The organism is Allobosea sp. (assembly GCF_017308075.1).
Classification (GTDB): Bacteria; Pseudomonadota; Alphaproteobacteria; order Rhizobiales; family Beijerinckiaceae; genus Allobosea.
Window position 1 is genome coordinate 311757 of the sequence record NZ_JAFKFX010000024.1, and the last position, 12526, is coordinate 324282.

At 67.9% G+C, this 12526-nt stretch carries 11 protein-coding genes; 2 read left to right on the forward strand and 9 right to left on the reverse strand.

Annotated features, from left to right (window positions below; genetic code table 11):
• Positions 1–6 precede the first annotated feature (6 nt).
• From plsY to J0J10_RS04805, 3 genes are all read right to left on the reverse strand, one after another.
• Positions 7–630 carry a glycerol-3-phosphate 1-O-acyltransferase PlsY gene (plsY, locus tag J0J10_RS04795; protein ID WP_291645498.1) on the reverse strand — a complete coding sequence of 208 codons (624 nt, stop codon included), beginning with the start codon at positions 628–630 and terminating at the stop codon, positions 7–9.
• 109 nt (positions 631–739) lie between these two features.
• On the reverse strand, positions 740–2044 hold the full coding sequence (gene pyrC / locus J0J10_RS04800) for a dihydroorotase (RefSeq protein ID WP_291634687.1): 1305 nt from the start codon (positions 2042–2044) through the stop codon (positions 740–742).
• An 89-nt stretch (positions 2045–2133) separates the two neighbouring features.
• Positions 2134–3078 (reverse strand): aspartate carbamoyltransferase catalytic subunit, encoded by a 945-nt coding sequence (locus tag J0J10_RS04805; RefSeq protein ID WP_291645499.1) that lies wholly within the window; start codon positions 3076–3078, stop codon positions 2134–2136.
• 371 nt (positions 3079–3449) lie between these two features.
• Between J0J10_RS04805 and topA the strand changes: the two genes are divergently transcribed.
• The gene (gene topA, locus J0J10_RS04810) at positions 3450–6119 is read left to right on the forward strand and encodes a type I DNA topoisomerase (protein ID WP_291645500.1); all 2670 of its coding nucleotides are present in this window, start codon (positions 3450–3452) and stop codon (positions 6117–6119) included.
• 91 nt (positions 6120–6210) lie between these two features.
• Entirely contained in the window at positions 6211–8304 is a 2094-nt protein-coding gene (locus J0J10_RS04815) for a methyl-accepting chemotaxis protein (RefSeq protein ID WP_291645501.1), read from the forward strand.
• Positions 8305–8396: 92 nt separating this feature from the next.
• On the opposite strand, the gene J0J10_RS04820 is transcribed toward J0J10_RS04815, so the two are convergent.
• The 6 genes from J0J10_RS04820 to J0J10_RS04845 all read right to left on the reverse strand — a co-directional run bounded on the left by J0J10_RS04820 (position 8397) and on the right by J0J10_RS04845 (position 12491).
• Positions 8397–8672, reverse strand: coding sequence for a hypothetical protein (locus J0J10_RS04820; protein ID WP_291645502.1), 276 nt, complete (start codon positions 8670–8672; stop codon positions 8397–8399).
• An 8-nt stretch (positions 8673–8680) separates the two neighbouring features.
• Positions 8681–9148 (reverse strand): DUF2214 domain-containing protein, encoded by a 468-nt coding sequence (locus J0J10_RS04825; protein ID WP_291645503.1) that lies wholly within the window; start codon positions 9146–9148, stop codon positions 8681–8683.
• A gap of 8 nt (positions 9149–9156) precedes the next feature.
• A complete protein-coding gene (locus J0J10_RS04830; protein ID WP_291645504.1) occupies positions 9157–9564 on the reverse strand; it encodes a DUF6152 family protein in 408 nt (135 codons plus the stop codon).
• Between the two features lie 108 nt (positions 9565–9672).
• On the reverse strand, positions 9673–10809 hold the full coding sequence (locus J0J10_RS04835; protein ID WP_291645505.1) for a tlde1 domain-containing protein: 1137 nt from the start codon (positions 10807–10809) through the stop codon (positions 9673–9675).
• A gap of 247 nt (positions 10810–11056) precedes the next feature.
• Positions 11057–12004, reverse strand: a complete 948-nt coding sequence (locus J0J10_RS04840; protein ID WP_291634703.1) for a ring-cleaving dioxygenase — start codon at positions 12002–12004, stop codon at positions 11057–11059.
• A 136-nt stretch (positions 12005–12140) separates the two neighbouring features.
• On the reverse strand, positions 12141–12491 hold the full coding sequence (locus J0J10_RS04845) for a hypothetical protein (protein ID WP_291645506.1): 351 nt from the start codon (positions 12489–12491) through the stop codon (positions 12141–12143).
• Positions 12492–12526: the final 35 nt, after the last annotated feature.

Here is a 12526-nt window from a genome sequence, read left to right on the forward strand (position 1 = left end):
GAGATCCTATCCCTTCTGGCCGATCTTGCCTTCGTTGCCGGCCAGCAGGCGCGCAATGTTCTCGCGGTGCATGAACCAGAGCAGCACGGTCAGGATCGCCATCAGGCCGGCCGCCTGCGGGTCGCGCACCCAGAACCAGAACAGCAGCGGCGTCAGCAGCGTCGCGACCAGCGCCGACAGCGAGGAATAGCGGCTGAGATAGGCGAGGCTGAGCCAGATCGCGGCGAAGGTCACGGCAAGCGGCCATTTCAGCCCGATCAGGATGCCGAGATAGGTCGCGACGCCCTTGCCGCCCTTGAAGCCGAGCCAGACCGGAAACAGGTGCCCGACAAAGGCGCCGAGCCCGGCGACCAGCGCGGCGTTCCTGCCGCCGAGCAGATAGGCCGCGAGCAGGACGGCGGCCGTGCCCTTCAGCATGTCGCCGACCAAGGTCAGCGCCGCCAGCTTCTTGTTGCCGGTGCGCAGCACATTGGTGGCGCCGATATTGCCCGAGCCGATGCTGCGCAGATCGGGGCCGCCCGAGAGTCGGGTCAGGATGATGCCGAACGGGATGGAGCCGAGCAGATAGCCCAAGGCGAGCGCGATCGCGCCCTGCGGGCCCGACAGTGCCCAGCTCAACGTCTCAGCCATAGAGCCTCCCCTGCCCTTCGGGCGCGATTAGAGCAGGTTTCCGTAAAGAAGGAACCGGTTTTCGCATGGTCGCCACCGCGATGCTTGCCGGCGCAGGCGCGCCGATCGCTCAAGCCTGGTCGCCGCGATAGACCGCAGCACCGCCGACCAGGGTCAACTGCACCATGCCCTGCAGCCTCGCCTCGTCGAAGGGCGAGTTCTTGGCACGCGACTTCAGCTTGCGCTTGTCGACGACGAAGGGCGCATCGGGATCGAGCAGGACGAGGTCGGCCGGCGCGCCGGCGACGAGCCGGCCGCAATCGAGGCCGAGCAGCCCGGCTGGCCGGCCCGACAGTGCGGCGAAGAGCGCCGGCAAGCCGATCTGGCCGGCATGGAACAGCCGCAGGCTGGCGGAAAGCAGGGTCTCGATGCCGAGCGCGCCATTCGCCGCCTCGGCGAAGGGCTGCCGCTTGGTCTCGACGTCCTGCGGGTCATGGTCGGAGACGATCACGTCGATCAGCCCCTCCGCAACGCCCTCGACCATGGCGAGGCGCTCGTCCTCGTGGCGCAGCGGCGGCGAGACCTTGCAGAAGGTCCGGTACTCGCCGACATCGTTCTCGTTCAGGCAGAGATTGTTGATCGAGACGCCGCAGGTCACGCCGAGCCCGTCCGCCTTGGCGCGGCGGATCAGCGCCAGCGAGTCGGAGCAGGAGATCATCGCCGCGTGGTAGCGGGCCCCGGTCGCGCGAGCGAGGCGGATATCGCGCTCCAGCATCACCGTCTCGGCCTCGACCGGAATGCCCGGCAGGCCTTTGCGGCTGGCGAACTCGCCGAGATTCATCACCCCGTCGCCGCGCAGCTCGGGGTCTTCGACATGATTGATCAGCAGCGCGTCGAAATCCCGGCCATAGATCATCGCCCGGCGCATTACCTGCGGGTTGCGCACGGCCTTGGCACCATCGCTGAAGGCGACCGCACCGGCTTCGAGCAGCAGGCCGAACTCGGTGATCTCCTTGCCGGCGAGCCCCTTGGTCAGCGCCGCCGACGGCAGCACGTTGACGATCGCCTTGTCCCGGGCCCGGCGCTTGATGAAATCGATTACCGAGGGATCGTCGATCGGCGGATCGGTGTCTGGCCGGCAGAGCACGGTGGTGACGCCGCCGGCAGCCGCAGCCTGCGAGCCGGTGCCGAGCGTCTCGCGAAACTCCGCGCCGGGCTCTCCGAGGAAGGCGCGCATATCGACGAGGCCGGGCGCCAGCACGAGACCGCGCCCCTCGATCCGCTCGACGCCCTCGGGCAAGGCCGGCGCCGCCTCGCCCCAGGCGACCGAGGCGATGGCGCCGTCGCGCACGAGGACGGAGCCGCGCTCCTCGCGCCCGCTGGCGGGGTCGACCAGCGTCGCCCCGAGAATGGCGATGTCGCGGGCCTCAGACATCGGAGTTTCCTATCAGAGCGACCGACAGGCCGGCGGCCCGGCTTCGCCACGCCCATGCCGGCCTGGGCAAAGCCGGGCCTTGCGCCGCCTCAGACATTGGGAAGATGTTGGGAGAGCGCATCGAGTACCGCCATCCGGACGGCGACGCCCATCTCGACCTGCTCGCGGATCAGCGATTGCGCGCCGTCAGCGACCTCCGAGGAGATCTCGACGCCGCGATTCATCGGTCCGGGATGCATCACCAGCGCGTCGGGCGCCGCCAGTGCGAGCTTGTCCCGGTCGAGCCCGAAATAGCGGAAATACTCCTTGGGAGACGGCACGAAGGCACCGTTCATGCGCTCGAGTTGCAGGCGCAGCATCATCACGATATCGGCACCGTCGAGCCCCTTGCGCATGTCGCGGAAGACCTCGACGCCCATGCGTTCGACCCCGGCCGGCAGTAAGGTCGAGGGCGCGATCAGCCTGACCTTGGCGCCGAGCGCGTTGAGCAGGATGATATTGGAGCGGGCGACGCGCGAATGCAGGATGTCGCCGCAGATCGCGACGGTCAGCCCCATGATCCGCCCCTTGTTGCGGCGGATGGTCAAAGCGTCGAGCAGCGCCTGCGTCGGATGCTCATGGGCGCCGTCGCCGGCGTTGACCACGGAGCAGCCGACCTTGCGGGCGAGCAGATTCACCGCGCCGGCCGCATGATAGCGCACGACCAGGATATCGGGACGCATCGCGTTCAGCGTCGCCGCCGTATCGATCAGCGTCTCGCCCTTCTTCACCGAGGAGGAGCCGACCGACATGTTCATCACATCGGCGCCGAGGCGCTTGCCCGCCAGCTCGAAGGAGGCCTGCGTCCGGGTGGAGGGTTCGAAGAACAGGTTGATCTGGGTGCGACCACGCAGGGTCGCGGTCTTTTTCTCGACCTGTCGCGACAATGCGACATAGGCCTCGGCCCGGTCGAGGAGCGCCTCGATATCCAGATGCGAAAGCCCCTCGATTCCGAGGAGATGGCGGTGCGGATAGAGGGGTGCTTGCGAGGTCATTAAAGCAGGCTGTTTAGGCGCGCCCCACAGCGTGCGCAAGATGGTCCGCACGGCCCTGCACAGGCATTGGCGCTGCCCCTCCCATCGGCTGGCAGGCAGGACAGCCCCGCATCGCCCAGCGCATGGCTGATCCGCGCTTGAACGGGCAGCCTCCCCGCTCCATTTCCGCGGCACCGCCCTCTCAGCGGATGCCGGAGCGCCCGACGCCGCTCCGCGCTTGACGCAAAGCACAATCGTCGTTTGACAGAGGCGGCGGGCTGAACCACTTTCGCGCGCAAATTTCCGAACCTTCGGAGCTTACGCCTGCCGCGCCTGCCGCCCTTTCGGCCGGGTGCGCGGTGGCGGAGGCTGTCTCATCGAGTATCTGGATCATGAAGCTTCTCGTCGTCGAGTCGCCGGCCAAGGCCAAGACGATCAACAAATATCTGGGCTCCGACTACGAGGTGATCGCCTCGTTCGGGCATATCCGCGATCTGCCGGCCAAGGATGGCTCGGTCGATCCCGAGAACGATTTCGCGATGCTCTGGGAGACCGAGGGCCGCGGCGCCAAGCAGGTGTCGGAGATCGCCAAGGCCGCGAAGAACGCCGAGAAGATCATTCTGGCGACCGACCCGGATCGCGAGGGGGAAGCGATTTCCTGGCATGTGCTGGAGGCGCTGAACCAGAAGCGCGCCATCAAGGGCATCCCGGTCGAGCGCGTCACCTTCAACGCCGTCACCAAGGAGGCGGTGCAGACCGCGCTGGCCAATCCGCGCCAGATCGACCAGGCGCTGGTCGACGCCTATCTCGCCCGCCGCGCCCTCGACTATCTCGTCGGCTTCACGCTCTCGCCGGTGCTCTGGCGCAAGCTGCCCGGCGCCCGCTCGGCCGGGCGCGTCCAGTCGGTAGCCCTGCGCCTGGTCTGCGACCGCGAGCGCGAGATCGAGGCCTTCCGGGCCCGCGAATACTGGTCGCTCACCGCGACGCTGGCGACCGCGGCCGGCGCGACCTTCGACGCCCGTCTCAGCGGCGCCGACGGCAAGAAGATCACCCGGCTCGACATCGGCACCGGCGAGGAAGCCGCAGCCTTCAAGGCCGCGCTGGAAACAGCAGCCTTCAGCGTCGCAGAGGTCGAGGCCAAGCCAGTCAAGCGCCATCCCCAGCCGCCCTTCCAGACTTCGACGCTGCAGCAGGAAGCCTCGCGCAAGCTCGGCCTCGCCCCGGCCCGGACCATGCAGCTGGCCCAGCGCCTCTATGAAGGCGCCGACATCGGCGGCGAGACGGTCGGCCTGATCACCTATATGCGTACCGATGGCGTCGACATGGACGGCTCGGCGATCGCCGCGGCGCGCCGCGTGATCGGCAAGGAGTTCGGCGACAATTACGTCCCGCAGGCGCCGCGCAAATACACGGTCAAGGCCAAGAACGCGCAGGAGGCTCACGAAGCTATCCGCCCGACCGATCTCGGCCGCTTGCCGGCGATGGTCGCGCGCCATCTCGAGCCCGAACAGGCCAAGCTCTATGAGCTGATCTGGAAGCGCACCATCGCCAGCCAGATGGAATCGGCCTCGATCGAGCGCACTACCGTCGACATCGCCGCCAAGGTCGCCGCGCGCCACCTCGAGCTGCGCGCCACCGGACAGGTCGTGCTCTTCGATGGCTTCCTGACGCTCTATCAGGAGAGCCGCGACGACGAGGAGGACGAGGACTCCAGGAAGCTGCCGCCGATGAAGGCCGGCGACCCGCTGGAGAAGCGCGCCATCGCCGCCGACCAGCACTTCACCGAGCCGCCGCCGCGCTTCTCGGAAGCGAGCCTGGTCAAGCGCATGGAAGAGCTTGGCATCGGCCGTCCCTCGACCTATGCCGCGACGCTCGGAACGCTGCGCGACCGCGAATATGTCCGCATCGAGAAGAAGCGCCTCGTGCCCGAGGACAAGGGCATGCTCGTCACGGCGTTCCTGGAGAGCTTCTTCAAGCGCTATGTCGAGTTCGACTTCACGGCGAGCCTCGAAGAGAAGCTCGACCGCGTTTCCAATGCCGAGATCGACTGGAAGGCGCTGCTGCGCGAGTTCTGGGAAGAGTTCACCGCGACGATCGGCGAGACCAAGGAGCTGCGCGTCACCGAGGTGCTCGACTCGCTGAACGGCATCCTCGGCGACTACGTCTTCCCTGCCCGCGCCGATGGCGGCGATCCGCGCCGCTGCCAAGTCTGCGGCACCGGCACGCTCTCGCTCAAGCTCGGCAAGTTTGGCGCCTTCGTCGGCTGCTCGAACTATCCGGAATGCCGCTTCACCCGGCCGCTGACCGTGCCGGCCTCGGATGGCGAAGCCTCCGGCGAAGGCGGCCAGATGGTCAACGGCGTGCGCGTGCTCGGCACGGATCCGGAGACCGGCCTCGAAGTCAGCGTCCGCGAAGGCCGCTTCGGGACCTATATCCAGCTCGGCGAAGGCGAGAAGCCGAAGCGCTCGAGCCTGCCCAAGGGCACCAACGCCGCGACGCTCTCGCTTGAGAAGGCGCTCGCGCTGCTCTCGCTGCCGCGCGAGGTCGCGCGCCATCCCGAAAGCGGCGAGCCGATCCTTGCCGGCATCGGCCGTTACGGCCCTTACGTCCAGCATGGCAAGACCTATGCGAACATCGACAAGGATGACGATATTCTCGATATCGGCGCCAACCGCGCCATCGATCTGATCGTCGCCAAGGAGAGCGGCGCGGGCGGCCGGCGCTTCGGCGCCGCGGCCACGCCCGGCCGCGAGCTCGGCGACCATCCGTCCGGCGGCAAAATGGTGGTGCGTGCCGGAAAATACGGGCCTTACGTCAACTGGGGCAAGGTCAACGCCACCCTGCCGAAGTCGATGACGCAGGAGGAGATCACGCCCGAGCAGGCCATCGAGCTGGTCAACGCCAAGGCGGCGGCAGGTGGCGGCGCCAAGTCGAAGACCAAGGCAAGTGCGAAACCTGCGGCCGCAAAGACGCCGGCAAAGGCAAAGAGCACCACGGCCAAGAAGGCGGCGCCGGCCAAGAAGGCCGGAGCAACCAAGAAGGCCGCCACGACCGAGGACTAGCATCGACGCGGCCCAGCGCAGTTAACACTGCATTCAAAGCCCTGAGTTACCCTGCGTCGCCGCGATCGAAACGACGGCGCAGGGGAACAGCATGAAATCCATCAGGACCCAGATTCTGGGGCTGATCGCGATCGTCGCGGCCGGTGCCTTGATTGCCGTTGGTTGCGCGCTTCTGGCGATGTTGCGCATCGAGGCGATGAACGAACGCTCCTCGCAGCAGAACCATGTCGCCCTCGCCGCCGAACGGCTCAACGCCGCGGTCAATCTCGTCGTCGCCGATTCCTATCTCGTCTATACCGCGCGCAACCCGCATTTCGCCGGCATCGCCGCGACCACGGTCGAGGCCGGCCTTGCCAAGGTCGAAGAGCGCCGCAAGGAACTCGCCACGCTCGTTCCCGCCGGCGAGCGCGAGCGCATGGAGAAGATCAGCGCACTTATCGCCCAATTCGTCGGCATCCGGCTCGAAACGACGCGCATGGTTCGCGAAATCTCGGCCCGGGCCGCCGAAGCCTGGGGCAACAGCGACGCCAGCCGGAAGAATCGTGCGGCGCTGCAAGAGGAGCTCGCTTCGCTCAGCGGCTTCAACGAAAGCCACGCCAACCAGTTGGACGCCGAAGCCAGCGCCTTTTCGGGTCAGGTGCGCATCTGGCTGCCGGTCGCCCTCATCCTGGTGCTCGGCGGCGCCATTGCCGGTGCGCTGGTGTTCTCCCGCCGCTCGATCATCGCCCCGCTCATCGACCTCGGCGGCACGATGAGCCGCCTCACCGCCGGCGAGACGCAGATCGAGGTGCCGCATATCGGCCGCCGCGACGAGATCGGCGAGATGGCGCGGGCGGTCTCGGTGCTGCGCGAGAGCACCGAGCAGGTCGCGCTTCTGCAGGAGCAGGAGCGCCAGGCTTCCGCGGCGCGCATTCGCTCGGCCGACGCCATGGCGGCGGTGGTATCGGATGTCGGCGAGGTCGTCGGCGCGGCGGCCGCCGGCGATTTCTCGGCACGACTGCAGATCGACCATGGCGACGAGCAGGTGCAGCAACTTGTCGACGGCATCAACGAGATCAACACCGTGGTCGACAACGCCACGACCGAATTCGTCGCGGCGCTGCGGGCGCTGGCCGCCGGCGACCTGACCCGGCAGGTGCCGACCGCCTATCGCGGCCGCTTCGCCGAGCTCAAGGACGCCATCAACGAGACCATGGCGGGCCTGTCCGCGACGGTCGGCACGATCCAGAACATGTCGACCGAGGTTGGCCTCTCGGCCCGCGAGATCACCTCGGGCTCCGACGACCTCTCGAAGCGCACGGAGGAACAGGCCTCGTCGCTGGAAGAAAGTGCTGCGACGACCGAAGAGCTCGCAGCCTCGGTGAAGGCCGCGGCCCAGGCCGCCCAGCAGGCCGTGCGCCAGGCCGGCGAGGCCATGCAGGTCGCCCAGGCCGGCGGCAACATCGTCACCGACGCCGTCTCGGCCATGGCGCGCATCGAGCAGGCCTCGAAGAAGATCTCCGACATCACCCGCGTCATCGACGACATCGCCTTCCAGACCAATCTGCTCGCCCTCAACGCGGCCGTGGAAGCAGCGCGTGCGGGCGATGCCGGCAAGGGCTTCGCCGTGGTCGCCTCCGAGGTCCGCAGCCTGGCGCAGCGCTCCGGCGAGGCGGCCAAGGATATTTCGGGCCTGATCTCTTCCTCGAACATCGAGGTCGAGGCCGGCGTCAAGCTGGTCCGGCAGGCCGGCGACGCGCTGACCCGCATCGTCGCGGCTTCGCAGAACGTTCAGAGCACGGTCTCGGACGTCGCCGCAGCTTCGGCAGAACAAGCCAACGGCATCGAGGAGATGAGCCAGACGGTCGCCCATATGGACGAGATGACGCAGGCCAACGCGGCGCTTGCCGAACAGAGCGCCGCTTCCGCCAGCGCGCTGTCGAGCAAGATCGGCGAACTCAACGCCCTGGTTTCGGGCTTCCGGACCAGTGAGAGCGCCGCCTCCGGATCTTACCAGCCGGCCGCCTCCAGCCCGGCCAATGATTCCGAGCCGGAACGGCTGCGGCAGCTGGCGGAAACCGCCTTCCAGCAGCACCAGCCGGCCCCACGCCGCGAACGCCTTGCCGTGGCCCAGGGGCCCGCAGCCGCTCCGGCCCGCAAGGTCGCCAATGCACGCGGTGGCGACGCCGGCTGGGAAGAGTTCTGAAACTGAAGCGCCGGCCGGGCCGCAAAAAACTGCGGCCCGGCCAACACCAAAGCCCGCCAGTTCGGCGATGAGTCTTGCGCAACGCTGCCCGGTCAGCGCCGCTCGATGCGTTGCAGATGGCAGATCTTGACCCGCCCGCCCCGGCCGTCCGAGCGCCAGCTGCAGCCCGGGTTGCGCGGCTTGCCCCGATAGAGATGGTAGACGCCGCGCTTCCGGCGGTCGAAGCGCTGGTTCGAAGCGTCATGCCCGCCGATGCGGACATTGTCGCCGAAGCGCACCTCGGCGCTCGCCGGCGTCGCCGAGACAGGCAGCAGAGCGAACATCCCCGCAATCAGGAGCCCTCCTGCCCCGGCCTGCAACCTCGCCATCCCGCCTCCTACAGAAATCCGATCCAGCGCCCCGCAAGCAGCGTCGCGAGCCAGAGCGTCGCCGAGACCGCCGCCCGAAAGCGCATCGCAGCCGTCACCATCCCGCTCGCGAGCGCCCTGCGGTAGCCACCAGCATGCTGCAGCCCGATATTGGCGATGGCGAACGCCAGCAAGCCGAGCTTCCAGAGGAAGGCTTCATTGGCGAGATACTCGTCCGGCTTGACGGTGAACAGCCAAAACCCCGTCGACAGCGCCAGCGCCAACCCGAAGCCGGCGGCGCGCGTCAGGAAGGCCGCGATCACCGCCAGCGGCACGGCGCGAAAGAAACCGAGAACCCGCAGGTCGAGCGGCAGGATCGCGCCGACCAGTAGTCCGATCCCGAGGATGTGGGCGGCGTTGACGAAGAGATAGGCGGTGCCGGATTGCCGGATCAGCACGGCGCCCGGCCAGGCCGCAAGACCGGTCAAGACGTCCATGGGCGGCGTCAGTTCGTGCGGATCCTCTCCGGATACATGTCGTAGTTCTTGCCGGCCAGCACGATCCGTACCGCTTTCATATGGGTCTTGCTCTTGTCGAGATGCCGGTTGCCGATCGCGGTCACCGCATCGCCCACCTTGGCGGTCGTACCGGTGAAGCCCGAGCGCTCGGTCTGGCTGGGATTGCCGAGATCGACCTGCCAGACCTTGCCGTCGGCCGCGGTGACCATCAGCATCGGATGCGGCGGAGCCATGGAGATGCTGCGGATCGTGCCCTTCAGCTCCATCTGCTCGCCCGCGGCCCAGGACCAGCCGTGATGAGCGAGCACCGGTGCGGCAGCGAGAACGCCCGCCGCGAGCGACCATGAAACAAGGTTCCGGCGGAAAAGCGAAAAGCGAAAGCTGCGATGGGTCATGGATCGGCTCCCTGTGCGCTCTGGCAGATGCCGGGACTATAGCCCCCGGCATCGCCAAGCTCATGGCGCCACCCGCGACCGCAAATCACGATCCGATCAGCGGCCGGATCAGCCCCGACCGGCGACCACGACGAGCCGCGTGATCTCGCCGCGCAGGAAGGCCTGCAGGAAGCGGTCATAGTCCTTGACCGAGACGCAGCCATTGGAATCGCCGCGCGGACCGAGCAGGTAGCTGTGCACCAGAAGGCCTGTGCGGCCGAAGATCTTGCCGGCGCCGCCGACCGGATGCATCCGGATCGCCCGCACGCCGTGGAACAGAGCCTCGCGCTCGGTCAGCGTGTAGACATGCGGCGGCGTCGGCCCGTGCATCCGGACATGGACATAGCGCAGATCGTTCATCTTCTCGCCGAGGCCGGAATTCGCCACGAGGCGCTCGCCATTCGGCAGATAGAGCGTGCGGGCGCTGATGTCATAGACCGCGGTCTTGGGGCCGACACTCATCGGCGAGGCCATCGGAGACGGCGCAGGCGCCGGCTCGGGCGCCACCGTCAAGCCACTGCCGCGACGCCCGGTGATGTCGTCCTGCGGCGCCGCATAGGCGAGCTGCGTACCCGTGCTCGGCGTGCGTGCGCCGAAGATCTTCTCGAGGAAGGAGCGGTTGTCGACCGGCGGCTCGGCCGCGACGGCGACGTCCTTGCTCCGGCGCGAGGCAGCGCGAGTCGTGGCGCGCGGTTCGGGCACGGAAGGCAGCCTGAGATCGGACGGGCGGGGCACCGGCAAGGGGCTGATCAGCGCGATCTGCTGCTGCGGCTCGATTGTTGACGGTGCAGGCTGGAGAACCGACGCGACCGCGGGACTGGACGGCGCAGACGGCGCGATCGACCCGGTGGTCTCCGGGTCAAGCACTACGAGCTTTGCCGCCGCCTTGGTCGACTGGAAGCCTCCGGCGAGCGGCCTGGTCTCGGCGAACGGCCGCGCGACATAGCCGGCGACATAGCCGGGCCTGAGCAATGGCGTGGAGGTGGCACTCACAGGGGCGGCGAGCTTGGCCGGCACCGCCCGCGCCATCTGGGCGGGCGGGCTTCCGGCGTCGCCGGTCTCGACCGACTTGCCCGACCAGGCCGAGAAGCCGGCCGCGGCCGCGCCGCCGAGCCCGACCAAGATGGCGAGGCGCATGATGGGCCCATGGCCACGCTTGCGCCCGAGGCTATAGGCATAGCCGGACGACCTGTTCGAAATACGCATACGCAACGCCTCGGGACACCTGGACGCCGTACTGAACCGACGCTGACCATCGCCCGCCCGCGCTAAGCGAACAGGCTTTCCCGGCCGGTGCCTGGTTGTGGGAGCGCCCAACCTCGTGGGTCCATTGAGCGCGCGCTTGGTTAATCCCGGATGAATCGCGGCGAAGAAATTTGACGGGACACCCCGCTGCGAAAATGCGCCGGGGCACCTGCCTCGCGGCAGATGCCCCGGCCGGTTCAGGACAGTGCTAGAGCGGCTTCAGCCCGGCCTCGATCGCCGCTCGCTTCGCCTCCAGGAAGGGCGGCAGCGACAGGGCTTCGCCCATGGTCTCGGCCGGCTCGTCGGTGGCGAAGCCCGGCCCGTCGCTGGCGATCTCGATCAGGATCCCGTTCGGCTCGCGCAGATAGAGCGAACGGAAGTAGAAGCGATCGACCGGCCCGCTATTGGGATAGCCGGATTCGCGCAGCCGCTCGGCCCAGGCATCGTATTCGCCGAAGCTCGGCGTCCGCAGCGCGAGATGATGCACGCCGCCCGCCCCTTCGCGGGCCTGCGGCAGTCCGGGTTCGACCGCGACGTGCAGCTCGGCCGCCGGCCCGCCCTCGCCGATCCTGAAGACATGGATGTCCCCCGAGGCATGCGCGGCATGCTGGTAGTTCGAGGTCCGCTCCAGCCCGAGCAGCTTGGTCAGGACGAGCTCGGTGCGCTCGATCTGCGGCACAGAGATCGTCACCGGCCCCAGCCCGCGGATCTGGTGCTCGGCCGGAACCGGGCTCTTCTCCCAGACCGCGAACGGAATCGCGCCGCCGTCGACGACGAGTGTCAGGCGCTGGCCCTCCGGATCCTCGAAATCGAGTGCCGCACGGCCATTGATCCCGACGATGTCCGAGACGGCGACGCCAGCCGCCGACAGCCGCTGCCGCCACCATTCGAGCGAGGCTTCGTTCGCGACGCGCAGGGCGGTGCGGACGATCGAATGCGTGCCGCGCCGCGCCGGCGCCGTCGGCCAGTCGAAGAAGGTCAGATCAGTGCCGGGCGAGCCGGCGCCATCGGCATAGAACAGGTGATAGGCCGAGGTGTCGTCCTGGTTCACGGTCTTCTTCACCAGCCGCAGGCCGAGCGTCTCGACATAGAAGCGGTGGTTCTGCGCAGCCTGCGCGGTGATCGCGGTGACGTGGTGAATGCCTGTGAGTTGCATGGCGTGAGCCCCTTTCCTGGCGCCGCCACCTTTCGGCGACGCACGCTGTTGCATCGGTCGTCACCAAGATAGGCATTGCCGTCACGCCACAAAGCCACCCTCACGACAATCATACATTGCAAAAATGCAATCAACCTTAAGGCTTCGCAGGCGAGGTGCCGGCCGGAGGCGGCGACAGAGCAGGCTTGCCGGCCTGATCGGCGGGTGTCGTCGGTGTCGTGCAGTCCTGCGGCTTCTTTTCGCAGTCATACACCATGGTCGGCGCTGCCGACTGTCCCGCCTGTCCGGCGGAGGGCAGGATCATGTTCTGGCCCTTGTCGACCTGCGCCGGATGCGTCGTCTGCGGCCCGACGCCCGGCTGCGTAGGCGGGCTCGGCTCCGGCGAAGGCTCGGGCGGCGTCGCGGTCTGGGCGAAACCCTGGCCTGCGCCGAGCGCTACGCTGATCAGCAGTGCAAATAGGGGCGTTCCTGTACGGCTTCGTGCCATGGCGTTGCCTCGCATCGTCCAAAAAAGAGGTTTGG

Bases quoted from the DNA above. Each gene is read 5' to 3' on its own strand.
- plsY (WP_291645498.1), bottom strand. From the start codon at position 630: ATGGCTGAGACGTTGAGCTGGGCACTGTCGGGCCCGCAGGGCGCGATC.
- pyrC (WP_291634687.1), bottom strand. From the start codon at position 2,044: ATGTCTGAGGCCCGCGACATCGCCATTCTCGGGGCGACGCTGGTCGAC.
- J0J10_RS04805 (WP_291645499.1), bottom strand. From the start codon at position 3,078: ATGACCTCGCAAGCACCCCTCTATCCGCACCGCCATCTCCTCGGAATC.
- topA (WP_291645500.1), top strand. From the start codon at position 3,450: ATGAAGCTTCTCGTCGTCGAGTCGCCGGCCAAGGCCAAGACGATCAAC.
- J0J10_RS04815 (WP_291645501.1), top strand. From the start codon at position 6,211: ATGAAATCCATCAGGACCCAGATTCTGGGGCTGATCGCGATCGTCGCG.
- J0J10_RS04820 (WP_291645502.1), bottom strand. From the start codon at position 8,672: ATGGCGAGGTTGCAGGCCGGGGCAGGAGGGCTCCTGATTGCGGGGATG.
- J0J10_RS04825 (WP_291645503.1), bottom strand. From the start codon at position 9,148: ATGGACGTCTTGACCGGTCTTGCGGCCTGGCCGGGCGCCGTGCTGATC.
- J0J10_RS04830 (WP_291645504.1), bottom strand. From the start codon at position 9,564: ATGACCCATCGCAGCTTTCGCTTTTCGCTTTTCCGCCGGAACCTTGTT.
- J0J10_RS04835 (WP_291645505.1), bottom strand. From the start codon at position 10,809: ATGCGTATTTCGAACAGGTCGTCCGGCTATGCCTATAGCCTCGGGCGC.
- J0J10_RS04840 (WP_291634703.1), bottom strand. From the start codon at position 12,004: ATGCAACTCACAGGCATTCACCACGTCACCGCGATCACCGCGCAGGCT.
- J0J10_RS04845 (WP_291645506.1), bottom strand. From the start codon at position 12,491: ATGGCACGAAGCCGTACAGGAACGCCCCTATTTGCACTGCTGATCAGC.